Genomic DNA, 24,188 nt, shown 5'->3' on the forward strand with positions numbered 1-24,188 from the left:
CGCGATCTCCCACAGCCCGTCCGGAACAATCCAACTCCACGCACCCCGCCCCATACCGAGGTCAACGACGCCTCACCACGTAGGACACGGTCTTAAGGGATGTGCTCAGCCTGGTTCGCTCGCACCGGATCATCAGTCGGCGCGGCGAAATCGGTACCTACTCCTACCAGGTCCACGGAGCAGGCTGCCTCTTCATCAGCGACAACGGCACCGAGATCGACGTGGACTTCGCGGCCGACGGCAGGGAGACCTTCGATTTCTGGCGGCTGCGCTGCTACGGGCGGAGTTTGCCTGAGCCTCATGACCCCACGGAGCAGAACTTGCGGACCGCGGTGGAGTCGCTGAAGCCCCTGCTGATCGAGGTGCGGCCAGGGTGGTTCAGCGTGGCCGAGGCTTCAGCATGAGATCGGCGTGTCGGCTGGCGGTCGGTGATCCTCGTCGGCAGGGTCTGTGGGGTGTCCGACAGCTCCTGCGCATCCTGCCCGGGGTGAAGATCGGCTCATGGCTGCACCGCCAGCTCACCACCTGGCCCACCTTCACCCCCGGCCAGCAGCAGATGATGACCGCGCTCCGCCTCACCCCGACACCAACCCGCTCACCCTCGCCCGCCGGGTTTGCCGCAGCTTCGAGGGGACCGTCCAGCTCCTGGAACTCTTCCTTCACCGCGAAGGCCGCGCCCCGCCTCCCGGGAGGAGATCCGCGTCGACGGCGACACCGTCAGGATCGGCGCCTGGCTCGCCAAAGCCCGCACCAAACACCGTGACGGCCAATTTTCCGAAGCTCACACCCTTCTGGTCGCCACGCTCTTCGACGGCGACTGGACGACCGAGGGCGCCGTCTCGACCGCCCTGGCGTAGGCGCCCACCGACATGGACAGCAGCCCGACACTCGACTTGTCCCCGTGGGTCACTTGCCGAGGCAGCACAGCGCTGCGCAGCCCACTGTCTCGGGTGCGGATACCAGCCTTCGCCCGGAACCGGAGCCGTGAAATCATTCAGCGATGACCGGACCGAGCAGCGACGATGGCCGCACCCTCCGGCGCGAAACTGAGGGGGTCGTCAACGAAATCGCCCAAGGGCTCCGCACGTTGGACGATGGCACGGGCTGGTTCTCCGGCCTCGCCCCGGCGCGTCGGCAGGAGGTTCTGCAGGAAGTCGCCAGCTATGCGATGCAGGCGCACATCACAGCTGCGGACGGCCGTGCGGGGGTGGCGCGGTCCGGTGTGAAGCCCACGGCCAACCCCTCGGTGATGATCTGTATGGATCCGCCCCGCTACGGGTTCGCGAGCCTCCCTTCCACCGAGCACGTCAAGGCGTTTCGCGTCCTTGTTTCCGTGTTCGCCGTTGCTGACACTCGCCGCCGCACGATGTACTGCAAAGGCGACTGCGGACATGCATGGCACAACCTGCCGGCGGCGACCGAGCAGCCGTAGCATCGGCCGCTCCGGCTCTGGCTGGGCTGGTTGTCCGGCGCACTCTCTAGTGTGGCGCGCGGTCAGCTGACCTGGGCTCGTTCGGCTTGGGCCCTGGTGTGAGCGAGGGCGGCCCGCCGGATGGTCCCGGGCACGCCTCGTCCCCTTGTCTGGCTGGCCAAGGCCCGCACCAAGCATCGCGCCGGACAGCTCGGGGCCGGTCACGCGCAGCTGGTCGCCATGCTCTTCGACGGGGACTGGACGCAGGAGAGCGGCGCTCCCGTCGCTGCGGCTCCCATCGCATGGTAACAACTGTTACCATGCGGGTATGGCGAAGACACAGCTGGGCGCGCGCGTGGATGAGGACGTGGCGGAACTCGCGAAGAAACGAGCCGCCGACCTGGGCCTGAGCATCGGCGACTACCTCGCCCGCCTGGTCCAGGACGACACCAGCGGCCTGCGCGCCCGCGCGGTGGACGCGGCCGCCCGCTTCCTGGCCGAACACCAGAGCGTCTTCGACGAAGCAGAGAACACCCAGCAGACACCCCGGGGAGCACGCGCGGCCTGATGAACCTGCACATCGACGTTCCCTGGATCCTGCAGGTCGCCGAAGCCGCCGGAGCGGATGACCCGGCTCCCGACGACTACGGCGTTCCCGTCTCGGCGGTCGCCCGCCACCGCGCCGACCTCTTCGAACAACCCGTCTACGACGGCCCCTACGCCAAAGCCGCCGCCCTGGTCCACACCCTGGGCCGCTGCCGCTGGCTGGAACGCTCCAACATGGCCGTCGCCGCCGCCTCCGGCGTCATGTACCTCGAAGCCGCCGGCATCTCCGTCAAACCCGCCCGCCAGGACGCCATCGCCCTCAAAGACCTGCTCCTGGACCCCGCCTGCACCGCCGGGAAGATCGCCGCCCTGCTGCGCACCTGGCCCACCACCACCTGACACCCGCAGCCGCCGCCCTTCATCCGCGAGGCTTGGGCGACGGGAGCAGGCCCGCCCGCCACAGGGCATGGTGGAAGGCTCGGCGCTGCCAGATCCGCCGGGCGGTGTGCTTCTGCTTGCGCGGTGCGGTGCGGTCCTCCCGCAGCATCGCGTCGATCCAGCCCTTAGCCGGGTCCAGAACCGACGTCCGCGGCACCGGTTTCTTCCTCGGCGGCGGAACCGCCGAGGTCAACGCCTGGCGCACCGTGCGCCGATGGACTCCGTGCTTCTCCGCCAGAGCCCGCGTCGTGCCCGAGGCGGACGTTCGCTGAGCAGGTGCCTGGGCTGACCCGCCGTCATGGTCAGACCACCGAGCGGCTCCGGTCGGCATTGGGCACGATCGGCCTGGCCCTGGCAGGCCGGGCCGGAGCCCGGCTGGCTGGGCATATGGGGATCACCACCAGCCGCACCACGCTGCTGCGTCGGGTCATGGAACGGCCGGACCCACCTGCCGCCACGCCGCGAGCGGTCGGCGTCGACGACTTCGCCCTGCGCCGCGGCCATATCTACGGGACCGTGGTGATAGACGCCGAGACCCACCGGGTTCTCGACCTGCTGCCCGAGCGGGACACCGAAACCCTGGTGCCGTGGCTGGCCCGGCACCCGCAGATCGAGGTGATCTGCCGGGACCGGTCCGGAGCCTATGCCGACGCCTCCACCACCGCGGCGCCGCAGGCCAAACAGGTTGCCGACCGGTTCCACCTGTGGCAGAACCTCGCCAAGGCGGTCGAGAAGACGGTGGCCGCCCACCGGCCGTGCCTGCGGGACCTCCCGCCCGCCATACCCGTCTCGGAGCCGAGTGGGAGACGCCAATCGAGCAGGACCAGGAGGACGACGAACCGTCCGGAAAGTTCGCCGAGCGGGCTCGCGCCCACCACGCTCTCGTCCACGACCTGCTCGGCCAGGGCATGGGACTGCGGGAAATCGCACGACATCTCGGCTGGGGCCGGCACACCGTCCAGCGATACGCCCGCGCCACCCTCTGGCAGGACATGGTCAAGGGCGAGAAACGTCCACGGGTCAGCAAACTCGACCCGTTCAAGGGCCACTTGGAGCTGAGGTGGGCCGAGACCAACGGACGCGTCACGGTCCTCACGCTGCACCGCGAGCTCGCCGAACGCGGCTTCCGCGGCAGCTACTCCACTGTGTGTGAGTGGGTCCGCGGGCTTTGCCCGCCGTCGGCAGCGTGTCGCCGGCGCCCGCACCTCCGTCCATCCGGAAGGTCACCGGCTGGCTCACCAGGCACCCAGCCACCCTCGACCAGGAGGAGCAGCAGGCCCGGAAGACCGTCCTCGCACGGTGCCCGGAACTGGAGAAGGCGGCAGCCCTGATCAGCTCGTTTGCGGAGATGCTCACCACGCTCGACGGAGCCCGCCTACCAGAGTGGATCACCGACGCCATGCGAGCCGGCCTGCCGGGTATCAGCACCTTCGCCGTCGGCCTGCAGAGCGACTTCGACGCCGTGACCGCCGGACTGACCACCCACTGGAACTCCGGACCGGTGGAAGGTGCAGTCAACAGGATCAAGATGCTGAAGCGGCAAATGTTCGGCCGCGCTGGCTTCGACCTGCTGCGCAAGCGGGTACTACTCGCGTGAGTCGGCTGGATGGGTTCCGGTTACTTCAAGAGCCGGAAGCCGGGCTGTTGAGCCCATGCTCTGAGGAACTCCGCCGAGCCGTACACGGCGGGCCATGGGTCGGTCATCGTTGCGACGATGCCCGGAAGACCAGCCACGATGGGCACCTGGTCCTCGCGCAGTTCGACGTTGGCGATGCCACCGATCACGTCTATGACCTCGGCTGTCAGGAGGGCCGTGACCACGTGATCAACTGGTCTGTTGCAGAACGCGATGACATCGACGGCGTGGGTCGGGGTGAAGCCGATAAGAGGCTCTTGGTCGACTTCGTCGGCGTGCTCGGCTTCGAAAATGGCCTCGTCACCGATGCCGGGCCCCAGGAGCGAGACCATGACGGGTCGACGTCCATCGACGCCCCCAGTGTCCGCAATGCCGAGGCTATCCGCGTGAATGTTCACGTCATACTCGCCGACCCGCTTCTCCTCGAAACGTGCTGAGGAACGCACAAGAAACCCGCGGAGCCGCTGGATCGCCTCAAGGGGGACGGCCTCCGCCAACTCGATGACCAGCACCGGTCCGCTCATAGCCGGGAGCCTAGCCAGCCGGGATTGTCATCCCCAACCGATTACTCAGCGTGTCTGCGTCACGGAACCTGTGCCAGACCCCCAAAGAAGTGCTTACAAACAGCAACCTGCGGCTCACCCTCGAAGGGCTGGGCCCGGGTACCAGCCTGGGCACTCTCGTCAGTGCAGGGGAAGGAGTTCACCCTGGCCTGCGTCAACGGTTCCTTACGCAGGCGGCCGCCATCTTGGATGAGGACCGCAGTCTCTGACAGCGGGGCGGAATCTGCCCCTCATTCCGGAATCCCGGCTCTGAGGTGCTCGGTTGGTGTCGGTGGTCCCGCGCGGCGTGCGAACAGCGCGGGACCACCTGGCCCCGCCGTCCTGTCGCGGCCGGACACAGGCGACGGTACGAGGCGCGGTTGTCTGACAGCCGCCAGCCACACCGTCAGGCGTCCGATACCACTCGGCCGCCAGGCATCGTCCCGGTGCGAACCCCTGAGCGGTGCCTGACGGTACCCGGGCTGAGGTCACCGCTCGTTCGTCGCCGTTTCGCGTGGTGTCAGGTTCTAGTGAAGAACTGTCACTTCGCTTGGGCATGCGCAAGGAAAGACGGGCACCAGCGTTCGCCGAGCCGTGCTTCCAGGTCCAATTCGTGCACCACCGTTGAGCACTCAGTCGCGAGACCGAGTGGGTTTAGCGATGAACATCGGAACGAAGATTGCGAAGGCGTACCCGGCGGTCACGAAGACCGACAGTCCGATGCGCATCCCTACCCCCTCGATGAGGTCGCCCCTTCCCCAGAGGATGCCGAGTGCGACGAGCAGACAGAGGGACCACCAGGCCATCAGCAGCCACCAGCCGGTCATTTCTGCCCTGTGTTCCCGTTCGGTGGCGGCTCGCTTCTCGGGGGTGTCGTCGAAGATCTTGTCGTGCCATGCCCGGAAGGCCGCGCGTTGGTCTCGTCCAAGAGTGTCCCAGTCGGAGGGCCGGTGCGGTGTGGCCATGCCGTGGTCTTCCATGTGCGCCCGTCGCTGGTCGCCGCTCAGCTCGCGCCAGCCGACTGGAGGCTGCCACGCCATGAGTTCCCTGCTGGTCCTGCGGGTCATGGTCCGACACGCTAGCGGTCCGGCGTGGGCGTCGACTGGGCCTTGGGCAAACGACCATCACCATTGGAGGAGCGGGGCGCAGCGCGAGCCCCGGACCGCGATGGCGGTCGGGGGCCTGTTGCCCCGCCCAGCACGGCGCTACCTGAGTTCGGGCAATCGGGACCATGCCGGTCCGCCACCTCGCTAGGCTCGCCAGCACACGCAAGGTGGTCGAAAGGTAGCGTTCCGTGCCCGAAGAGCGTCAGCGGTTGCCGAAGGGCTTCAACCGTTTCCTGATCCAAGACGATTCGGAACAGACAGATTTCGCGGCGACCTACAGGCTGATCACCAGCGACGGCTTCAGGACCTTGGAAGAGGGTCAACAGGTCGGCGACTTGGCGGTGTGGGCTGTCGCCACCGTTGCGCTCGCCCCATTCCTGCAAGCTGTGGCGACTGTGGTGGGCACGCGGGCCGGGGAACGACTGGATGACGCGACACGAACTCGACTCAGAAGGTTGCTGCGCCGCCGGATTCCGCCGCGCCCAGATAATCGCGCCTCGATGCTCCTGACATCGATTTCGGGAAAGACGCGGATTCAGGTCGATGTCGCCATGCCCGAGGGGGCCCTTCCACTGCTGCTCACGATGACCCTCGATCAGTTGGAGGCAGGTTCGAACACTCAAGCCCTCGTTCGGTGGACGCAGGCCGGCTGGCTGGCAACCGTCTCTCGCTCACAGCAGCTTGAGGATCTGATTTGGAACGCCGAGCGCCAAGAGTGGACGCCTACCGTGCTGCCCGTACGGGAGCTGCGCCGCCCGGATTCGGATTCGCCACCTCTCTAGTGTGATGCGTCTGAAATCCTGATGCTTAGTTACTACCCTGTTGGAATGTCGCATACCGGGCCTTCTGCTGTGGAGATCACACTGTCCGAGGCCGAGCGTGCCGAGTTGGTGCGCTGGACGGAATTGCCGCACCGGCGCTCGGCCGAGAAGGCCCGCATCGTCCTGGCGTGCGCGGACGGCATGTCGAACGCTGGTGTGGCACGGCTTGTCGGTGTCCAGGCCAAGACGGTCGGCAAGTGGCGTCGGGCCTTCGCCGCGGAGCGGATGGCTGGGCTTGAGGACGCAGGCCGGATCGGCCGGCCGAAGGCCGACCTGGTCCTCGATGACGCCGAGCGCAGGCAGTTGCAGCAGTGGGCGCGGCAGGCAAAGACCGCTCAGTTCCTCGCGTTACGGGCCAAGATCGTGCTGCGTTGCGCGGAGGGTGGGACGAACCGGCAGACCGCGGCCGACCTCGGCATCGACAGGTCGACCGTGGACCGCTGGCGGGCCCGGTTCATCGCGAAACGCCTTGACGGTCTGCATGACGAGCCGCGCTCGGGCCGGCCGCCCTCGGTCCTCCTCGATCAGGTCGAGGAGGTCGTCGTGGCCACCCTGGAGTCGCTCCCGGGCCAGGACACGCACTGGTCACGGGCCTCGATGGCCCAGCGCACGGGCCTGTCGAAGTCGACGATCGGGCGGATCTGGAAGCGATTCGGCCTCAAGCCCCACCTGCAGGACTCCTTCAAGTTGTCCACCGATCCGCAGTTCGTCGCGAAGGTCGTCGACGTGGTCGGCCTGTATGGCTTCGTTCACTTCAAGCGACAGCGTTTGTCGATGACTTGCGGCGGCAGTTGGTGATCAATGGCTGAGGAGCTGTCGACGAGTTATGACGGCACGGCTGACGGCCGTGTCTGCCTTGGCTTTGGAGAGCCAAGGGTTGGGGCATGGGATACTCGATCATGCCTGTGACCAACCCGTGGCTGGCTGGCCCGTCACCGAAGAAGCGGCTCGATCGAGAGCGTCTGGAAGAACGAATACTCAACCTGCTGTCGTCGCAGAACATGTGTGTGCTCGCGACGGCAGGGCCGGAAGGGCCGCTCGCGACGCCGGTGCGGTATTTCCATCTCGACTTCGCGGTGATGTTCAGCACGGCTCCCGGTTCTCCGAAGATGAGGAACCTCGCCGCCGACCCCCGGGTGTCGGTGGGGATCTTCGCTCCGCTGGTCGGGCAGGCCAGCAGCCGAGGGGCTCAACTCTTCGGGCGAGCTCGCGTGTTGTCTGAGGATGACCCCGATTTCGAGCACTACTGGCCGGCATTCCGATGGCAGTCCGACCATGTCGAGCGGTCGCGTTCTCTCGACGAACCCCAGTCGGGCCCTCTCGTCGTGATCGAGGCCGAGCGGATCGTCTATACCGAGCACTGGTTGCGGCGCGAGGGTTTCGCGCCGCGTCAGTTCTGGACTGAGCCGGGCCGGTAGTCCGGCAATTCTGGCCGATTCTCGGGGCAGTCAGCCGGCTTTGGCGGGTTCCTCGGCCCGGGCTCGGGTGCTGGCGAGGCGGTAGGAGTCGGTGCCGGTCTCGATGATGGTGCCGTTGAAGGTGAGGCGGTCGACGATGGCCGCGCAGAGCCGGGGATCGGTGAAGGTCTTGGTCCAGCCCCCGAAGGACTCGTTCGAGGCGATGGCGACGCTGTTCTTCTCCTCGCGTTCCGTCAGTACCTGGAAGAGAAGTTCGGCGCCGCGGCGGTCCAGTTCCATGTAGCCGAGCTCGTCGATGCAGAGCAGGTCGACGCGGCCGTAGCGGGCGATGGTCTTGTTCAGCTGCTTCTCGTCGGCCGCTTCGACCAGCTCGTTCACGAGCTTCGTGGCCAGCGTGTAGCGGACGCGGTAGCCCTTCATTGCGGCCTCGGTGCCCAAGGCGATGAGCATGTGGGACTTGCCCGTGCCCGAGTCTCCGATCAGGCAGAGCGGCTGGCTCTTCTTGATCCATTCACAGCTGGCCAGCGTGTGGATGGTAGCCGCGTCGATGTTGGGGTTCGCGTCGAAGTCAAACGCCCGCAGCGACTTCTCCCGCGGGAATCCGGCTGCCTTGATCCGCCTCTCCGAACGGCGGCGGGACCGGTCGTCGCACTCGGTCATCAGCAGCTCAGCCAGGAAGCCCCGGTAGGTCATCTGGTCCTTCATCGCCCGGTCGGCGATGTCGGAGAACTCGTTGCGGATCGACGGCAGCCGCAGAAGACGACAGGCGCTGTCGATCGCGGCGTCGGCGGCCTGCTCGGTCAAGCCTCGCTGGCGGGGCAGGGTCACTGTGCTTCTCCCTCACGGTGGTCGCCGCCGCTGGTGCGACGGCGTCGGAGCAATTGGTCATAGGGGGCCACCGAGGGCAGCGGTCTGGTGTCCGCAGGAAGGTGCGCGAGCCGCCACTCGTGCAGGGACGTCACCGTCGCCGACGGTTCGCCAGGAGCCAGCCGGTCCGCTGCGGGGGCGGGCTCGGTCTCCGCCTGGGCGGCCTTGCGGGCTTCCAGAGCGACCGCGTCCGCGGTCATCGCCCCGGCCCGCAGGGCCGCAGCCAGGCCGGCGACGACATGCTCATGGGGCAGATGACGCCCCAGCAGGAGTACCTCGATCAGAGCCCGAGTGCCGTCCCGCTCACCATGCATCTTGCGGGCCTGATCCCACCAGGCGTCGTGGACCGGGGTGAACCTGCCTGCCGAGCGGGCCTGTTCGAGGGCTGTGGAGCCAGGGAAGGCGCCGGGCTTGCGGACCAGGACTTCCAGGTAGTGGTCCAGGTCCAGACGGACGGCACCTTTCGCGATCAACCGTTCATGCCGGGCGATTTCCACGTCCTGGTCGTAAACCACCAGGTGAGAGGCGTGCAACACGACGCGCACGCGTTTGCCGATCAGCCGGATCGGGACTGAGTAGCGGTTGGTGCGGACCGGGATCTGGCCGTAGCGGTCGACTCGCGGGGTGAACAGTCGGCCCGTCTCGAACGGTTCCTCGGGCAGCGGCATCAGCAGCGGTTGTTCGAGTGCGAAGTACTCCGCGACCGTCTTGGGCCTGGAGCCGATGCGGCGGGCGTCGTCCTGCCGGTCCCACTGCTCGACCATCTCGTTCAGCTCGGCGAGCGAGGAGACCTCGGGGACGGGGACGAAGTGGTTGCGGCGGAAGTAGCCGATCATCCCCTCGACTCCGCCCTTCTCGTGGGCGCCTTCGATGCCGGGCCGGCAGTAGAAGCTTTCGATGCCGAAGTGCGAGCGGAAGGCGATCCACCGGTCGGCCTCGACTCTTCCGCGGCTCTGCCCCAGCACCCTGGCGACGGCGGCCTTCAGGTTGTCGTAGCGGACCTTGGTGCGCGGGACCCCGCCCAGGGTCCGCAGTGCGTGGACGTGGCCTTCGCAGAAGGCTTCCTGGCCACAGGAGGCGAACACGCGGTGGACGGCCTTGCCCGAGTACGACAGCCGGAAGGAGAAGAGGTAGCAGGTCACCAGCTCGCCGCCCAGGCGCACCGTCACGTCACCGAAGTCGACCTCCGCTTCATTACCGGGCAGGTGTGTCTGCGGGACGAATGCTTCCAACGGCGCCTTGCCGGACTCGACCAGGATCTCGGGCTTCCGGCCCGCGACGTAGTAGCGCACCACCCCGTAGGAGACGTCCGCCCCGTGCTCCTCGACCAGCCGGTGAAAGATCCGGGTGACCGTGTGCCGCTGCTTGCGCGGCGCGTCCAGATCCGCCCGCAGGATCTCGTCGATCACCGGCTTGTACGGGTCCAGCATGGTGGCCCGGGGAGGCAGCTTCTTACGAGGCTCCGGCCAGGACGAGTCCAACGCCTTCCGTACCGTCCGCCACGTCACGCCGTGCTTGCGCTCAAGCTCCCGCATCGACATGCCGCCGCGATGGTCACGCCGGATCGCCGCGTACAGCTCGACCTTCGACATTTGCGGCATGACCAGGACCTTTCACCAGGAGCATCCCGATGCTGCCCTGGCAAGAACCTCAGTGCCTCCCGAACTCATCAACATCACCCGACCGTGGTTCTGGGCGCCTCCCAAACCCGTCGACAAGTGACGTTGCTACTGCTCGATAAAGCCAGCCTGTACCACCACCCGCCCGAGAAGGCGGTCGTGCTCTGCGTGGACGAGAAGTCCCAGATCCAGGCGCTGGACCGGTTCCAGCCGGTGCTGCCGATGATGCCGGGCATGCCCGAACGCCGCACCCACGACTATCTGAGGCACGGCATCACCAGCCTGTTCGCCGCCTTCAACATCGCCGACGGCACCGTCATATCGGCACTGCACCGACGCCACCGGGCGATCGAGTTCAAGAAGTTCCTGACCCGGATCGACAAGGCCGTGCCCACCGGCCTCGACGTGCATCTCGTCTGTGACAACTACGCCACCCACAACACCGCCGACATCAGGGCATGGCTCGCCGAACACCCCCGATTCCACATCCATTTCACTCCCACCGCTCCTCCTGGATGAACCAGGTCGAGCGGTGGTTCGGCCTACTCACCGACAAGCTCATCCGCCGCGGCATCCACACCTCCGTGAAGGCTCTGGAGGACGACATCACCGCGTGGATCGACACCTGGAACGAGAACCCACGGCCCTTCACCTGGACCAAGACCGCCGACGAGATCCTCAACTCCCTCGCCGACTACCTCACCAAGGTCGGAACCACCGGCCAGAAAACCGAACAGGACTAAGCATCAGGATTTCAGGCGCATCACACTAGGTGAGCGCCCTTGACCCAGGAGCCCAGCAGGTCGCGGTGCAAGGCCACAATGTCCTGGGGGTGCGGTTCCTCTGGAGTGAAGGGCTGATCGAGAGCGGGTGTCAGGGGCGGGTGCCAAGATCGCCGCATGGGAGTTATCTATGGCTACTTCGCTGCTGCTGACGATGACGACGCGGTCCGGGCCGTGATACGCGAAGGCGACGAACCGACCGCGACGGGCTATGACGGGTTTGACGTCAACGGTATGGATCCGACCCTCGACCTGCTGCCAGCGGAGGTGATCCTTTCGGGTCGGTCGGCTGAGACCATCCAGGCGGACCCGCGGCATGGCCAGCTGCTGGCGACGGCCGAAGAGGGGCAATTGGTGTGTTTGTCGCTAACAGATGCCCTGCGTGACGCACTTGCCGACGTTGATCAAGGTTCACTGCACGACGTGGCCCGGGCATGGGCCGCATCGGAAGTGTTTCCCACGCCGCCGGATCCGGACGGTCTTGCGGAGTTCCTCGAGCAGGCCGCCGACCTGGCGAGCCGGGCGGTCGAGCGAGGGCATCGCCTCTACTGCTGGATCTGTGTCTGACGGAAGCCTGCAACCCTTGCCCTGCCAGGGCCAGGGGGAGGTCGAGACGGGGGACGGTTGTGTGGCTCCTGATCAGACTGTGAGTCCGTATTCCTGCTGGTGGGGTATGGGATAGAGCCGCTGGTGTTCGCGGTGCCCGTGGTAGTGCCAGTAGTCCTCGAGGTCGCCGTTGGCGACCAGGGTGCGGAGTCGTAGGACAGCTTCGGCTCCGGCGAGTCCCCAGCGGGCGCCAGTGATGTCGAGCCGGTCGGCGATCAGATGGCGGCAGGCTCCTTCGACCGCGCCGGTGGCGATGGGCCAGCCGTTGACCAGCGCCGTGTCGTAGTGGAGTTGGTCGAGGTGGCCGGTCAGATAGCGATGACAGGCGGCTACCGCCTCGCGCCGGACGGCAGGTAGCCGTTCCCGGCCGGCCTGGGCGGCCATCTCGTCGGCGGAGCGAGCGGCCTGACCTGCGAGAATCGTGGTCAGGTGGGTGGCGGCCCAGGCTTCGGCCTCGGGGGTGCCGGGCTTGTGGAAGGCATGCGCGGCAGCCCAGACATATTCGGCGACGTGGACGAAGTCCAGCAGGACGTGGACCGTGATCCCGCGCCGGTCGGTCTCGGCGGCGATCAGGTCGAGCTGGTGGCGGGCTCCGTCGACCAGGACAATCCAGGGCCGCAGGTGCTTGGGGTCGCGGGCCTGAGCTTGGTCGAAGGCGTCGGCGATGACCTGCTCGGGCGGGCGGACCAGGGAGGCGGTGCACCACTTGTTCTCCGCTTTCGGCCCTCTGCGGGCAGGGCGGTCGTCGCTGCGGCCGCCGGGCGGGTGAATCACGTCGTGCGGGCGCCTGGGCGCCGGTCGGGTGTCGAAGACGCAGGCCACGGTCGCCATCCGCTTGCGGTTCGGTTTCTCGCCGGGCGCGAGCCGGCCGCGATGCCCGCTGGCTGCTTTCGCCGCGGCCCGGCGGGTGGCCTCCCGCAGAGCCTCCGGGCGCATGACCACGCCCTTGCCGTCCACCTGGACCACCAGTGGCATCTCGGGGCTGCACGGGACCGGGATCCTGGCCTGGTAGAAGGCGTGAACGTCGGCCGCGGCTGCGACCACGAGTTCTTCGAGTCGGCGTTTGCCCAGCACGTTCCCGCAACGGCCGGTCACCGCATGGTGGGCCTGGTCGAACGAGCCGCGGACGGCTTCGGTGACCGCGAGCCGCCGTAAGCCCATCGAGTGCCGCCCCGCCGGCAGCGACAGCGCGGCATCGGCGGGATGGACATTGCCGATGCCGGGACCCCGGTGGGCGACCCGGGTGACCCGGACCAGCCCGAAGACACCGGCCAGCCAGCGGGCGTGCCCGGTCTCCCGCCAGGGCCGCACCCGCCCCTCCGGCCCGACCACGACCGGCCCGGCACCGGAACGGACCTGTTCCTCCTCACGCCGGGCGCGCAGGTCCAGGTGGTCCTGCAGCAGCAGGCGCAGCAGTTCCCGCCCGGCAGCTTCCAGGTGTTCTTCCAGTTCAGCGTGGGTCCACCGGCTCGCATCGCCGCCTGACAGGGTGCCTGTCAGCGTCTCGAAGGCGCTGATCGAGCGGGCAAAGAGGTCAGCGGCGGCATGAGTGTCGTACGGTTTCATCTCCAGGGCTCTTCTCGTCCTGCATCCGATATAGGTCGCACCTTCGAATGTAGGCGGAAGAGCCCTGTTTTCAGCGGGAGTCGGGCGAAACGCCGGCCCGGCGGCGGGCCACCGTGAACAAGCCGGGAGTGTCCTCGTCCAGCCAGCCCCGCTCGACCAGCCGCTTCAGCTTCGACCGCGTGCCCTTGATCTTCCCCGTCTCGGCCGGAAGCCCGATCCTCGGCACGATCTGCTTGGCGCGGACCGGCCCCGGCGCATCCGCCACCACCTCCAGAATGTCCCGGTACACCGACGGCAGCACGTCCGATTTCATCCCGGGCTGCCACTTCGGCACCGTCAGCACCCCGATCACCTGCCGTGAGACCGGCATAGGCAGAGCCCACCGCGTCACCGGCAGACGACTCACCCGCAGCCGACGGGGCAGCAGGGGCTTCGGACGTCATCTCGGCGAGCACCTCGATGACCGTCTCGCGCGTGATCCGCAACCGTTCCAGATCCTTCCGGGACCTCTCCAACCGGGCAGACACCGAAGCGAGTTCGGCCTCCAACTCCTCCACCCGCACCCGGGCAGCCGCCTCGCGAGCCTCCAACTCCTCGAACAGCGAACCCATCAGCAGCCCTCCTCCACCACCACGGTAGAGACGAGCAGGCCCCGGCACAGCACCGAGCAGCGTTCTCCCAGATCAACCCTTCACTCCAGAAGAACTGCATCCGGTCGAGTTCGAGGCCGTTGGTGAAGGCGTGCAGGTAGGGCAGGTCGGTGGCACGCACGTCGGTGATCCACTTCGTGAGCGCCGTCTCGTTGCCTGAGGCCGGGGACAGGAGTGCGGCGAACTCGCGGACCAGCTTGGCGAGGGCGGTCATCTCGGGGCAGGCGGCAGTGAGTTCACCAAGGAGTGCGACGTCATTGTCCCGCAGGTTGCCGGGGCGGGTGAGTAGAAGGCGGGTCAGGCGCTGTGGGGTGGTGACGGGCCGGTCGCCCTCGGCCCGGCCCTGGATGATGTATCGGTAGAGGAGATTGAGGCTGCCGGTGTAACCCAGTTCCTTGATTTCGCGGAACAACTGCTTGACGGGGACGGCCGGGTCTTCCGAACGGCGTCGGCGAAGATGTTCCCGGTAGGGGTCGACCAGGGTGGGCCGATAGCGAGGGGCTCGGCGCAAGTTTTCGGGTTCCCGGGTCCGCGCGTAGCGCTTGACCGTGTTGAGAGCCAGGTTGAGGCGGCGGGCGCATTCGAGCAGGCCGACACCCCTGCGGAGCAGGTCATGGACCTGGTGCCAGCCCTCGCGGGTGGTCTGCTCGTGCACGCCTGCGGGACGCGGCGTGTTGGCGGTGGCCCAGCACGAGCTGTGGGAGCGGACGGTGGCCAGAGCCTTGTCACAGAGGTTCTTCCAGATGTGCCAGCGGTCGCTGACCTGCACCGCGCCGGGCAGAGCCCGGCGGATCGCCTCGCCGTAGGCCCCCGAGCCGTCGCGGCAGATGATCTCGACGCCGGAATGCTCGCGCAGCCATCGCTCGAGTGTGTCAGCGCTGCGGTCGGGCAGTACGTCGATCCGTTCGCCGGTCTCGACGTCGATGAGGATGGTGGCATAGCGATGGCGCCGCTTCAGAGCGAAGTCGTCGACGCCGAGTACTCTTGGCACGCGCAGCGGCGGCAGGGGCAGCCGCGTCAGCATCCGCAGTGCGGACGAGCGGGAGATCGCGACAGCAAGGCATCGCGACAGGCGGGCGCCCGCCCGGCCCGCTAACTCCTTGACTATGAAGCCGAGTTGGCCAGCCAGGCGGGTCGTGCGGCGCTGGTACCGCTCCAACAGTCCGGGGACCTGCTCGCGGAAGGTCTGCCGAGGGCAGCCCAGCACAGTACAGACCAGGCGCCGCACCTGCACCGACACCACCCGACGGCCGTCCATCGGTACGTCGGCCACCGTACGTCCATGAAAGCCATGCACTCTCACAGTCGGCGTCCCGCACATCGGGCACGGTACTGACTCCTGGCGGGTCCGCGCCGACACGTGGATCACCTCGCCCTCGTCCACCACGTCCTCGACAACCAGCGCCGACAACCCTGAAAACACAGTCCCCACAAGGGAGTTGACGTCTCGCATGCGATGTCAACGATGCTGATCACGCTTCGTCACCGCCGATTACGTGACAGAGCCACTCGTTTGACAGTCCCGACCGACGCGAGCGGCGAGCCGCTGACTATGCAGCCGCACGACTTCCGAAGAATCTTCATCACGGAAGCAGTCATGAACGGAATGCCGCCGCACATCGCGCAGCTCGTCGCCGGCCATCGCGTGATCCCACCAGCAGTGAACGTCCATGCGGGCTTCTGGTCCCGCAGCCTCTCAGCGTCCACCCTGATCGCGGCGCCCACACCCTGCTCGCCCAACCATTCCAGGATGAGGAGTACCGCGTCCTCGATGCCACTGTCTTGGTCGATCTTCGGCCATCGGCCCCGTCTCGCTGTCACCGGCGCAACTCTAGCCACAACCCGACGACGGCAGCCGTGCCGATCAACCGCAGTTAGGCAAGCCAGCGGGCGCTGTGCCGGTGGCGTCCAGGCTCGATCTCGATGTCCGGCGCCATTCCCGTTCGAACCAGATCCAGCTGACGTCGTGTCATTTGACGAGCGCGCCGCTCCTCAAAGTACGCGAGAGCGGCCACCGCCCCTCCTCGCGTATCACTGCGGGCGAAGGAGTACACGGCAACAGACCGCCGTACCTCTTGTGGCAACGGGCGCCGCCCCTCCAGCGCGGCTGAGCGCAAGCGCTGGGAGCTGTAGCGGAGCTCGCGCACCAGGACGGCCCTCCACGGGCTCCAGGGACGCGAAGGTGCCTGCCCAGAGCTGGCAACGTTTCGGCGAATATGGTGGGCGCTTCTGGCCATGTCCCCACTCGTACCGCAGGTATCCACCACGGCGCCATCGGTTTTTCCTCGGCTGGCGCAGCAGCGGCCAGCCAGGTTCCCCCAGCGTCGCTAGTTCAGAGAATCGGAAACGCTGATCACGTGGGCCGCCATCACCCTCATGACCAGGCGTCTCGCACGGAAGGGCGCCATCCCCAGCTGGCCGAGGAAACCGGCCGCTGCCGGCGACTGACCGCCCCGGAGGGCCTGACTCTCAGCCACGAACCTTCGAAGTGACCGCACAGTGGTTCACCGTTGTCGGCAGGCGGCCTGCTTGTTCAGCCAGTTCTGGGCTGCGTCCAGGACGGCGTCCTGGTGGCGGGCCACTGGGCGGGGGTCCTTGATGACTTCCTCGTCCGGCGGGATCGCCTCGTCGTAGGTGCGGCCCGTGCGGTCCGCGTCCTTGACGCCTGTGATGAAGAGCGTGGCTCCGTCGGACAGGCGGTAGGAGGCATTTCCCGTCGGGACGCCGAGGGTGGGCTCGCCGAAGAAGCGGGTATCTGTGCGTCCGCGGAAGGCCACCGCGACCGCCTCGCCCGCGCTGGACGTCCGCCGGCCGGTCAGGACGGCGACCGGTAGCCTGCTGGTGGCGAGGGGCCGTCCGCCGGTGCTCCAGCCCTGCGACCTGCCGTCCAGGTACGGGGCACCGTTCTTGATCGACCACACTGACTTCTTGCCGTCTGCATCGACGAACATACCCGCCGTGCCGTCGCCCAGGATCGACCCCGCCACGGCGAGCACGGGCCACATGCCGCCGCCCGTCTCCGGCCTCAGGTCCACCACCCAGCCGCAGGCTCCTGGGCCGTCCGCCTTCGCCACGGCGGCCCGGCCCTGCCGTACGTACAGGTCGTACGTCTTCTGGGAACCGTCCACGCCGGGCAGCGTGACGTACCCGATGCCGTTCTTCAGGGAACGGGCCTGCGGCGGGTCGGAGGAAGGCGCCGAGGAGTCCAGGGTTTCCTTGCTCTGCTCCGGGCTCCAGAAGGTGCTGTGCCGGTCGCCCAGAGCTCCCGACGCCGACTCGATCGCCCCGTGGGTGTCCGCGGGCTTCTGGGCCCCGCGGGCCTGCGAGAACGCCTTGCTTCGAAGGTTGTCCCAGTCGATCTGGTGACGGAGCAAAGAGTGCTCTTCCATGAGGCTCAGCGCCTTCGACAAGTACGTCCGCGCCGCGGGGGCCATGTCGTCACCAGCCGAATCCTGTGCACCGCTTGTGCATCCCGTCGCTGCGACGACCACTCCGGCCAGTACCGCACATGCTGGCATGCGCAACGAACGTTCCAGACCCATCCGTCCCCAGGCTCTCGTCACAAGACGCAACCCTAACCTTAACGATCACCCGCTGATGAGACCACAGATGAGAAACAAGCACTCACCTTGTCATTTAAGGTCTGGCGTCGAACGGGACTCGAACTTGACCAGCTTTTCCGCAGTTCAGCGGACGTGAAGGCGGCCTTCGTCTGATCCTGTGCTCCGTCACAGAGGCAGAGGAACCAGCGCGAAGGCCGTGGTCGTGAGTTTGGGGTATCAGGACGTCCTGCGGGATGCGTTCGCGGAAGTGTCATGCTTCCGGACGGAGTTGTACGCGTGTCTGACCGCACGGGGCGACGCGCTGTTCGAGTTATGCGACGCGCTGGTGTGCACGGACGGACCGGTGCGGACGCTCGTCGACCTGGCACTCGCGCCTGAGCACCACCGCGGGCACGGGGCTCTTTACGACGGCCTCAAGCAGGGGCGGATCGATATCGTCCGGCTGCGCCGGGCCCTGGCCGGGATGCCGTTGCCGAGGGCGGCGGATGGTCGGATCGTCCTGGCCGCGGATGTCTCGCCGTGGCTGCGGCCGGACGCCAACACCTGTGCTGACCGGTCCTTCTGCCACACCTTCGGTCGCGGTGAGGGCAAGCATCAGATGGTCCCGGGCTGGCCGTACTCGATTGTGGCTGCGCTGGAGACCGGCCGGACGTCGTGGACGGTGGTGCTGGACGCGGTTCGTCTGAAGCCCGGCGCTGACGTTGCCGCGGTGACCACGGTCCAGATCCGCGAGCTGGTCGACCGGCTCGTCACCGCCGGCCAGTGGAAGCCGGGCGATCCGGACGTCCTGGTCGTGCTGGACGCCGGATACGACGCACCCCGCATCGCCCACCTGCTGACCGATCTGCCCGTCGAGATCCTCGGCAGACTCCGCTCCGACCGAGTCATGCGCCGGCCGACACCGCCGCGGGCCTACGACCCCAAGGGCGGCCGACCACCCAAGCACGGAAGCGAGTTCGTCTTCGGTGATCCCTCCACGTGGGGTATTGAGCAGGCCGTGACGACCACCGACACCCGCCTTTACGGCAAGGCGACCGCGCAGGCATGGGACCGCCTGCACCCGCGGCTCACCCGCCGGGAGGCATGGATCGACTATGACGGACCGCTACCCATCATCGAAGGCACCGTCATCCGCCTGACCGTGCAGAAGCTGCCCAGCGGCGGGGTGAACAAGCCGCTCTGGCTGTGGTGGTCGGGCACCGCCGCCACCAAGGCCGATGTCGACCGTTGCTGGCAGTTCTTCCTCCGCCGCTTCGACCTGGAGCACACTTTCCGCCTGTTCAAGCAGACACTTGGGTGGACCAAGCCCCGTCTCCGCAGCTCGGAGGCTGCCGACCAGTGGACGTGGCTGGTGATCGCTGCCTATGCCCAGCTCCGGCTCGCGCGGCCGCTGGCCACCGATCTCCGGCGGCCGTGGGAGAACCGGCTCCGCCGAACAGGCTCACGCCCGCCCGGGTCCGCAGGGGGTTCAGGAACCTGTGCACGAAGACCGGCTCCCCGGCCAGTGCACCGAAACCGTCTCGTCCGGGGCCTGGCCGGCCGCCGGGTTCGAAGAACCGCCGCCCAGCCACCCGTCATGACGTGGGCAGAGTCCTGGCCACCGGCGAGGCATACAGCCGCCCCGCCCACCACAAGAAGGGCACCGAACCCCGGCGCACCGAGGAGCGGCAAACTTGACGGCCTGGGCCATGTGCAGCGGGCACGAGGCCGAAGAATTTCACGGGGTACGCCGGTGGATCTCAGCTCAGTGATCATCGCTGTCGCAGGCGTCGCAGGAACCCTGGGAGGGGCGCTACTCACCCAGCGCGGCTCCGAACGAGCGAAGCGCCTGGAGATAGAACTCGTTCGAGACCATGAGGATGTTCGCGAGGCCCGTTCGCTGCGACGCACCTGCTATGTGGAACTCAACCGGGATGCTCGGCAGTTCACCACCGCACTCAACCGCCACCTGCACGTCATGAGGGAACGCGGCGTGGAGGAGGCCGACAGTGACGCACTTGAGGAAGCGAAGAACGCGCACCGCGATCGATACTCCGAAGCACAGATGATCGCCCCCGAAGTAGTACTCAGGCGAGCGAGTGTCGTCAACCAAGCCCTGAACAAGGTCTACGGTCAGGTCAAGCGCCTCGAACGCGGTGCCCCCGAACCAGGCGAAACGATGGAGACCGCGGCCCAGGCCCAGTACGAGGTCTGGGAGATGCTCCGCACTATGAGAACCGCTATGCGCCACGACCTCGGTGTGTCGCATGGAGATTGAGAGCTGGCACTCAGCTCCGTGCGAGCTCTCTTGTCTGCCTCGACCAGTCAAAAAAACTGATCGAGACAGAGGTTAAAACGCAAGCTCAACTTGTCCTTTATGGTGTGACCTCGAATGACACCCGGACGTGCTTCCTCGTACGAGGATTTCGCAGACGGTGACACGGCCTCCGTCTGATCCTGTGCTCCGTCGCAGAGGCACTTGATCAGCACGAAGGCCGTGGGGGTATGAGTTTGCCGCGTCACGACGTCCGGCAGGAAGCGTTGGCGGTGGCGTCACGCTTTCGGGACGACTTCTTCGACTGCCTGAGCACGCGCGGGGACACGCTGTTCGAGCTGACCGACGCGCTGCTGTGTGCGGACGGCCCGGTGCGGGCGCCGGTGGATCTGACGCTGACGGCCGAGCGCCGTCGCGGGTACGGCGCGATGTACGAGGCCCTGAACTCCGGGAAAGTGGATGTGTCCAGGCTGCGGCAGGTGCTGGCCGGGCTGCCGCAGCCCGAGGCCGCCGACGGGCGTCCGGTCCTGGCCGTCGACGTCACCCACTGGCTCCGGCCTGACGCCCCGACTTGCCCGGACCGGCTGTTCTGTCATGTCTACGGCCGCAGCGGACGCTCCGCGGACCAGTTCGTGCCCGCTGGTCCTGCTCGTTCGTCGCCGTACTGGAGTCGGGCCGCACCTCGTGGTGGCAGCTGCTGGACGCAGTCCGGCTCGGGTCCGCCGACGATGTCGCCGAAACCACCGCCGGCCAGGTCAGCCGTGTGATCGCCGACCTCATCGACATGGGCCGCTGGAGAACAGGAGACCGCGACATCCTGGTCGTCTTCGACGCCGGCTACGACGCTCCGCGCATGGCCATCCCCTGGCCGAACTACCGGTGGAAGTCCTCGGCCGGATGCGAACGGACCGCGTGATGCGCAAGCCGGTCCCCGTTCCGTGGATCTCACCGCCACAAGGCGGCCGGCCCCCGAAGCACGGCAAGGAGTTCCGCTTTGCCAAGCCCGACACCTGGGACGACCCGGATACCGCGACAGTGCAGGTCACCGACCGCTGCGGCACCGCCCGTGCCAGAGCCTGGGACCGCATCCATCCCAGGCTGACCACCCCCTCGGCCTGGATCGACCACAGCGGTGAACTTCCCGTGATCGAGCGCACGTTGATCCGTCTGGAGGTGGACCACCTGCCCGGCGGTCACGACCCGCTTCCCATCTGGCTGTGGTCCTCGGCCACCGGCCTGCCGGGCGAGGACGTCGACCTGCGCTGGCAGGCGTTCCTGCGCAGATTCGATCTCGAGCACACCTTAAGAAGGATCGAACAGACGATGGGCTGGACCCGTCCGAAACTCCGCACCCCCGAGGCGGCGGACCGGCGGGCCTGGTTTCATCTCCGCTCACACCCAGCTCCGGCTCGTCCGTAAGGTCGTCGCCGACCTCCGCCACCCCTGGGAGAAGCCCGCCGAGCCGGGCAGGCTCACCCCCGCCCGTGTCCGCCGCGGGTTCAGGGAAATCCGCCCGGACCTGCCCTGCCCGACCCGTGCACCCAAACCCAACCGGCCAGGCCCCGGTACCAAGAACTGGCGACAAGCACCCCGCTACGACGTGGGAAAAACCGTCAAACGTCCCGGCAGTATCACCGCACGTGATCACCCCACACCATAAAGGACAAGCTCAGGGTGACACTGCGGGCGGGACCGTTGCGGACGTCATTGAGAAGTCATCTCATTTGGAGTATTCGGTAGGCTTCCGGTGTGGGGATCGTTGAGCGGCTGGTGCCGGAAGCACCGAGCCGGCCTCAGGGAGGCGGTCGGCGTCGGCACGGGGATCGGGAGGTGCTGGCCGCGATCGTGTTCGTGGCCACGTCGGGCTGCACGTGGCAGCAGCTGCCCTCCGCCTCGTTCGGACCTTCGGGAGCGACAGCCCACCGACGTTTCGCCGAGTGGTCCAAGGCCCGGGTGTGGGCGAAGCTCCATCGCCTGGTCCTGGACGAACTCGGCTCCCGCGGGGAGCTGGACTGGTCCCGCTGTGTGATCGACTCGGTGAACATGCGGGCCCTGAAAAAGGGGATCTGACAGGTCCGAATCCTGTGGATCGCGGCAAGTACGGGTCGAAGATCCACTTGATCACCGAACGGACCGGGCTGCCCCTGTCGGTGGGTATCTCGGGTGCGAACATGCACGACAGTCAGGGCCTGGAGCCGCTCGTGCGGGGTATCCCGCCGATTCGCTCACGACGCGGTCCGCGCCGCCGCAGGCCCGGCAAGCTGCACGGTGACAAGGGCTACGACTACCGCCACCTGCGGCAATGGCTCCGCAGCCGGGGCATCACCCATCGCCTGGCCCGGCGCGGCATCGAGTCCTCCACCCACCTGGGCCGCCACCGCTGGGTCGTGGAGCGGTCCGTCGCCTGGCTCGCCGGCTGCCGCAGACTCCACCGCCGCTACGAGCGCAAAGCCGAACACTTCCTCGCCTTCGCCGCCATAGCCTGCACCCTCATCTGCTACCGCCGACTCACCAAATGAGATGACTTCTAACAAAGGCGTTGGACGTGCCGGTGAGTGATCAGGCAGGTGGCGAGGCCGAGGAAGGCCTCGTGGATGTCGTCGCGTCGCTCCCAACGGATCCGCAGGCGGCGAAAACCGTGCAGCCAGGCGATCGTGCGCTCTACCACCCAGCGGAAAACGCCCAGGCCGGAGCCGTGTTCCACGCCGCGTTCGGCGATGACCGGGCGGATGCCGCGGTCCCAGAGCAGGCGACGGTACTTGTCGTGGTCGTAGGCGCGGTCGGCGAGGAGGGCATCGGGTCTGCGCCTGGGCCGGCCGACGACTCCCGCGACGGCCGGAATCTTGTCGATCAGGGGTAGCAACTGTGTGACGTCGTTGCGGTTTCCGCCGGTCAGCGACGCCGCGAGCGGGATGCCCTGGGCGTCGGTGACGACGTGGTGCTTGCTGCCCGGCCGTGCGCGGTCGACCGGGCTGGGTCCGCTTTTGGGCCCCTTCGTGCCGCCCGGACATGGGAGGAGTCGATCACCGCCCGGGACCAGTCCAGCTGCTTCGCGGCCCGCAGCTGTTTCAGCAGCACCAGATGCAGTCGATCCCACACACCGGCTTCGTTCCAGGCGGCCAGGCGCCGCCGGCAGGTCATGCCCGAGCCGAAGCCCAGCTCCTGGGGCAGGTACTCCCACTGGATGCCGGTGTGCAGCACGAACAGGATCCCGCACAAGGCCTGCCGGTCCGGGACCCGAGGTCTGCCCTCGACCAGCTTCGGTGTCGGCTCGGGCAGCAACGGCTCGATGAGCGACCACAGTTCATCCGACACGATCCACGGCCGCGACTGACGTGTTCCCACACTCGGACCAACGACCATCCAAGCCGAAGGTCACATGATCAACAGCTTCTGTTAGGACCTCTAAGAGGGCATCTGATCAGCTTTCACGCTGTTGTGGGATGAATGTCCTTTTCAATTCGCCAGGTTGGTGTGGATTCTCCGGTCAGCTCGCGGGACATTTTGTTAGCCATCGCCCAGTGGATCATCGTCCGGGACCTCTGCGGCAAGGCTTCGTAGTCCCGCGCCAGGCGGCGGTGCTGCATCAGCCAGCCGAAGGTCCGCTCGATCACCCACCGCTTCGGCAGTGGCTCGAACCCCCTCTCCCGCGGTCGCTGCACCACCTCGACATCAATGCCCAGTTGGGCGCCGTGGTTGAAGATGCTGTTCTGGTAACCGCCGTCGGCCCAGACCTTGGTCACGCTGGGATGCGCCACGGCGAGGTCGTCGAGCAGGAGCTTGCCGCCGGTCGTGTCGTGCACGTTCGCGGCGGTGACGAGGACGGCCAGCACCAGACCGAGCGTGTCCGTGATCAGGTGCCGCTTGCGTCCTTTGATCTTCTTGCCGGCGTCGATGCCCTGGCTCGTCTCGGCGACGTTCGCCGAGGTCTTCACGCTCTGCGCGTCCACCACGGCCGCGGTTGGGTCCGCGCTGCGGCCGTGAGCTCGACGGGTCTTGTCCCGTAACAGGTCGTGGACTTGCTGGGTGGTGCCGTCGGCCTCCCACTTCGCGTAGTAGTCGTAGACAGTCTTGTAGGGCGGGAAGTCGTGCGGCAGGTACTCCCATGGGATGCCGGTGCGGTTGACGTAGAGGATCGCGTTGACGATCTCGCGCAGGTCGTGCACGCGGGCAGCCGTGCCGGGACCGGTCCGTCTCGTCCGCCAGGCGGTGAAGACCGGTTCGATCAAGACCCAGCGGGCGTCGGAGACATCACTGCGATACGGGCGACGAACACTCACGCCTCGCCCAACGACCACCGACGCCAGCAGTCACAAAAACATCCCGAACTACCAACTACCTAGATCAGATGCCCTCTAAGTGT

Annotated in this window: 21 protein-coding genes and 6 pseudogenes; 15 read left to right on the forward strand and 12 right to left on the reverse strand. The window is 67.2% G+C overall.

Annotated features, from left to right (window positions below; all coding sequences use genetic code 11):
* Positions 1-101: 101 nt before the first annotated feature.
* Positions 102-404 carry a DUF6896 domain-containing protein gene (locus tag ACFYW7_RS37695; RefSeq protein WP_389510991.1) on the forward strand — a complete coding sequence of 101 codons (303 nt, stop codon included), beginning with the start codon at positions 102-104 and terminating at the stop codon, positions 402-404.
* A 377-nt stretch (positions 405-781) separates the two neighbouring features.
* Here ACFYW7_RS37695 and ACFYW7_RS37700 read toward each other — a convergent pair whose 3' ends face one another.
* The gene (locus tag ACFYW7_RS37700) at positions 782-910 is read right to left on the reverse strand and encodes a hypothetical protein (RefSeq protein WP_389510993.1); all 129 of its coding nucleotides are present in this window, start codon (positions 908-910) and stop codon (positions 782-784) included.
* 90 nt (positions 911-1,000) lie between these two features.
* On the opposite strand from ACFYW7_RS37700, the gene ACFYW7_RS37705 reads away from it, so the two are divergent.
* The 3 genes from ACFYW7_RS37705 (at position 1,001) to ACFYW7_RS37715 (ending at position 2,356) form a co-directional block, all read left to right on the forward strand.
* Complete coding sequence (locus ACFYW7_RS37705; RefSeq protein WP_389510996.1) at positions 1,001-1,432, forward strand: DUF5958 family protein; 432 nt, start codon at positions 1,001-1,003, stop codon at positions 1,430-1,432.
* Between the two features lie 307 nt (positions 1,433-1,739).
* Positions 1,740-1,979, forward strand: coding sequence for a hypothetical protein (locus tag ACFYW7_RS37710; protein WP_389510999.1), 240 nt, complete (start codon positions 1,740-1,742; stop codon positions 1,977-1,979).
* On the forward strand, positions 1,979-2,356 hold the full coding sequence (locus ACFYW7_RS37715; RefSeq protein ID WP_389511001.1) for a fic family toxin-antitoxin system, toxin component: 378 nt from the start codon (positions 1,979-1,981) through the stop codon (positions 2,354-2,356). The genes ACFYW7_RS37710 and ACFYW7_RS37715 overlap by 1 nt, the downstream gene beginning before the upstream one ends.
* A gap of 19 nt (positions 2,357-2,375) precedes the next feature.
* Here ACFYW7_RS37715 and ACFYW7_RS37720 read toward each other — a convergent pair whose 3' ends face one another.
* Positions 2,376-2,552: a hypothetical protein gene (locus tag ACFYW7_RS37720; RefSeq protein ID WP_389511003.1), complete on the reverse strand. Its 177-nt coding sequence runs from the start codon at positions 2,550-2,552 to the stop codon at positions 2,376-2,378.
* A 101-nt stretch (positions 2,553-2,653) separates the two neighbouring features.
* Here ACFYW7_RS37720 and ACFYW7_RS37725 point away from each other — a divergent pair.
* Together ACFYW7_RS37725 and ACFYW7_RS37730 are read left to right on the forward strand one after the other, a co-directional pair.
* Positions 2,654-3,454: pseudogene (locus ACFYW7_RS37725) on the forward strand (ISL3 family transposase); the annotation flags it as partial.
* Between the two features lie 94 nt (positions 3,455-3,548).
* Entirely contained in the window at positions 3,549-3,992 is a 444-nt protein-coding gene (locus tag ACFYW7_RS37730; RefSeq protein ID WP_389511005.1) for a transposase, read from the forward strand.
* Positions 3,993-4,012: 20 nt separating this feature from the next.
* Here ACFYW7_RS37730 and ACFYW7_RS37735 read toward each other — a convergent pair whose 3' ends face one another.
* A complete protein-coding gene (locus ACFYW7_RS37735; protein WP_389511007.1) occupies positions 4,013-4,555 on the reverse strand; it encodes a DUF6368 family protein in 543 nt (180 codons plus the stop codon).
* 650 nt (positions 4,556-5,205) lie between these two features.
* On the reverse strand, positions 5,206-5,640 hold the full coding sequence (locus ACFYW7_RS37740; protein WP_389511009.1) for a hypothetical protein: 435 nt from the start codon (positions 5,638-5,640) through the stop codon (positions 5,206-5,208).
* Between the two features lie 227 nt (positions 5,641-5,867).
* Here ACFYW7_RS37740 and ACFYW7_RS37745 point away from each other — a divergent pair, with 227 nt between their 5' ends.
* The 3 genes from ACFYW7_RS37745 to ACFYW7_RS37755 all read left to right on the forward strand — a co-directional run bounded on the left by ACFYW7_RS37745 (position 5,868) and on the right by ACFYW7_RS37755 (position 7,918).
* On the forward strand, positions 5,868-6,461 hold the full coding sequence (locus tag ACFYW7_RS37745; RefSeq protein ID WP_389511011.1) for a hypothetical protein: 594 nt from the start codon (positions 5,868-5,870) through the stop codon (positions 6,459-6,461).
* A gap of 69 nt (positions 6,462-6,530) precedes the next feature.
* Positions 6,531-7,298, forward strand: a complete 768-nt coding sequence (locus ACFYW7_RS37750; protein ID WP_389511012.1) for an IS630 family transposase — start codon at positions 6,531-6,533, stop codon at positions 7,296-7,298.
* 86 nt (positions 7,299-7,384) lie between these two features.
* A complete protein-coding gene (locus tag ACFYW7_RS37755; protein ID WP_389511015.1) occupies positions 7,385-7,918 on the forward strand; it encodes a pyridoxamine 5'-phosphate oxidase family protein in 534 nt (177 codons plus the stop codon).
* Positions 7,919-7,948: 30 nt separating this feature from the next.
* On the opposite strand, the gene istB is transcribed toward ACFYW7_RS37755, so the two are convergent.
* Both istB and istA read right to left on the reverse strand, forming a co-directional pair.
* On the reverse strand, positions 7,949-8,746 hold the full coding sequence (istB, locus tag ACFYW7_RS37760) for an IS21-like element helper ATPase IstB (RefSeq protein WP_389511017.1): 798 nt from the start codon (positions 8,744-8,746) through the stop codon (positions 7,949-7,951).
* A complete protein-coding gene (gene istA, locus ACFYW7_RS37765; protein ID WP_389511071.1) occupies positions 8,743-10,377 on the reverse strand; it encodes an IS21 family transposase in 1,635 nt (544 codons plus the stop codon). Before istA ends, istB begins: the two co-directional genes overlap by 4 nt.
* A 144-nt stretch (positions 10,378-10,521) precedes the next feature.
* On the opposite strand from istA, the pseudogene ACFYW7_RS37770 reads away from it, so the two are divergent.
* Positions 10,522-11,147, forward strand: a pseudogene (locus ACFYW7_RS37770) (IS630 family transposase); the annotation flags it as partial.
* Between the two features lie 156 nt (positions 11,148-11,303).
* Entirely contained in the window at positions 11,304-11,753 is a 450-nt protein-coding gene (locus ACFYW7_RS37775) for a hypothetical protein (protein WP_389511019.1), read from the forward strand.
* Positions 11,754-11,825: 72 nt separating this feature from the next.
* Here ACFYW7_RS37775 and ACFYW7_RS37780 read toward each other — a convergent pair whose 3' ends face one another.
* The 4 genes and pseudogenes from ACFYW7_RS37780 to ACFYW7_RS37795 form a co-directional block, all read right to left on the reverse strand.
* The gene (locus ACFYW7_RS37780; protein ID WP_389511021.1) at positions 11,826-13,358 is read right to left on the reverse strand and encodes an ISKra4 family transposase; all 1,533 of its coding nucleotides are present in this window, start codon (positions 13,356-13,358) and stop codon (positions 11,826-11,828) included.
* Between the two features lie 70 nt (positions 13,359-13,428).
* Positions 13,429-13,701 carry a hypothetical protein gene (locus tag ACFYW7_RS37785; protein WP_389511023.1) on the reverse strand — a complete coding sequence of 91 codons (273 nt, stop codon included), beginning with the start codon at positions 13,699-13,701 and terminating at the stop codon, positions 13,429-13,431.
* Between the two features lie 368 nt (positions 13,702-14,069).
* Positions 14,070-15,431: pseudogene (locus tag ACFYW7_RS37790) on the reverse strand (ISL3 family transposase); the annotation flags it as partial.
* Positions 15,432-16,512: 1,081 nt separating this feature from the next.
* Positions 16,513-17,442 (reverse strand): S41 family peptidase, encoded by a 930-nt coding sequence (locus ACFYW7_RS37795; RefSeq protein WP_389511025.1) that lies wholly within the window; start codon positions 17,440-17,442, stop codon positions 16,513-16,515.
* A 331-nt stretch (positions 17,443-17,773) separates the two neighbouring features.
* Here ACFYW7_RS37795 and ACFYW7_RS37800 point away from each other — a divergent pair.
* The 4 genes and pseudogenes from ACFYW7_RS37800 to ACFYW7_RS37815 all read left to right on the forward strand — a co-directional run bounded on the left by ACFYW7_RS37800 (position 17,774) and on the right by ACFYW7_RS37815 (position 22,344).
* Positions 17,774-19,248 (forward strand): annotated as a pseudogene (locus ACFYW7_RS37800) (NF041680 family putative transposase).
* A gap of 70 nt (positions 19,249-19,318) precedes the next feature.
* Positions 19,319-19,828 (forward strand): hypothetical protein, encoded by a 510-nt coding sequence (locus ACFYW7_RS37805; protein WP_389511027.1) that lies wholly within the window; start codon positions 19,319-19,321, stop codon positions 19,826-19,828.
* A gap of 227 nt (positions 19,829-20,055) precedes the next feature.
* Positions 20,056-21,485, forward strand: a pseudogene (locus ACFYW7_RS37810) (NF041680 family putative transposase).
* 89 nt (positions 21,486-21,574) lie between these two features.
* Positions 21,575-22,344 (forward strand): IS5 family transposase gene (locus ACFYW7_RS37815; RefSeq protein ID WP_389511029.1). Its coding sequence is split into 2 segments (ribosomal slippage): positions 21,575-21,884 and positions 21,884-22,344, totalling 771 coding nucleotides; the frame shifts between segments, so codons are not numbered across the junction.
* Between the two features lie 8 nt (positions 22,345-22,352).
* Here ACFYW7_RS37815 and ACFYW7_RS37820 read toward each other — a convergent pair.
* Both ACFYW7_RS37820 and ACFYW7_RS37825 read right to left on the reverse strand, forming a co-directional pair.
* Positions 22,353-23,188 (reverse strand): annotated as a pseudogene (locus ACFYW7_RS37820) (IS5 family transposase).
* A gap of 65 nt (positions 23,189-23,253) precedes the next feature.
* Positions 23,254-24,105 (reverse strand): IS5 family transposase, encoded by an 852-nt coding sequence (locus tag ACFYW7_RS37825; protein ID WP_389511031.1) that lies wholly within the window; start codon positions 24,103-24,105, stop codon positions 23,254-23,256.
* Positions 24,106-24,188 lie beyond the last annotated feature (83 nt).

The sequence above is a fragment of the Streptomyces sp. NPDC002580 genome, assembly GCF_042889485.1.
Taxonomy (GTDB): domain Bacteria; phylum Actinomycetota; class Actinomycetes; order Streptomycetales; family Streptomycetaceae; genus Streptomyces.